Source organism: Myxococcus sp. AB036A (genome assembly GCF_006547355.1).
GTDB classification, from domain to species: Bacteria; Myxococcota; Myxococcia; order Myxococcales; family Myxococcaceae; genus Myxococcus; species Myxococcus virescens.
On the sequence record NZ_VHLC01000222.1, the window covers coordinates 1 to 968 of the forward strand.

The following is a 968-nucleotide window of genomic DNA, read 5'->3' on the forward strand; positions in this document are numbered from 1 at the left end:
TCAGTGAAGGCCCTGCCGGACGAGAAACGCCCGCATGGGGTTTCTTCGCGACGGCAGGCCGAGCGCTTTTGGGGGCAGTCCCTCCTTGGGTGCGAGATTGGCCATGGCCCGCGCATTGGCCAGGAAGACGTGAGCGACGAGGCACAGCGTCATGTGTCGATGCCAGGCTGTCCAGGTACGCACCTCGTAGTCCGCCAGCCCCACCTCGCCCTTGGCTGACTCGAAGTCGTCCTCAATGGCCCACCGGCTTCCCGCGGCCCTCACCAGCGAGGCCAGCGAGGCGTTGCGCCGTGCGTGGGCAATGTAGAAAGCCATCTTCCCGTCCACGAGGCTGCGACGAAATAGAAGCCACCTCGAGAGGCCCAGGTGCCGGTTGAGACGCATGCGTGCCCAGTCATAGAGGCGTGGGCCCTTGCTTCCCGGGCCCGCGGACAGTCGCCCCCAGCCCGTGGGAGGGACGAGTTGCACCATGTCTCCTGGCTTCACCTGGTAGAAGCCCCGCCAGACGTGCGTATTGGCCGCCACCGTCAGCACATAGGGCTGGCGCAATCCCTCCAGGAAGCGTCGCAACGTGTTGTCACGCCCGTAGACTTCGTCCCCCACCACCCACGCCGGCTTCGGTCCTGAGGCCAATACCCGTTGCAGCATGCCTTGGGCGAGGGCTGGCTTGGACTCGAAGTCGACGTCTTCTGGGATGCCGCCCGCCTCACGGCGCGCCACGTCCTGCGTCCAGGCTTCTGGCAGGTACAGCTCCCGGTCCACCAACGCGTGTCCACGGGGCGTCGCATACGAGAGGAAGACGCCCACCTGCGCATTCTCGACTTTGCCCGCGGTGCCGGTGTACTGGCGCGCCACGCCGACGGACTTGTCTCCCTTCTTCAAGAAGCCCGTCTCGTCCACCGCCAGCATGCCGCCTTCCCCCAGACTCCTTCGGGCGTACTCCAGGACGTCGTCGCGCACTGCGTCCG

General features: G+C 66.4%; 1 protein-coding gene. It reads right to left on the minus strand.

Features of this window, described 5'->3' with window-relative positions:
• Nucleotides 1–968 (minus strand): IS701 family transposase (locus tag FL344_RS38165; RefSeq protein ID WP_141621949.1); only part of this gene is annotated, 968 nt, incomplete at its 5' end.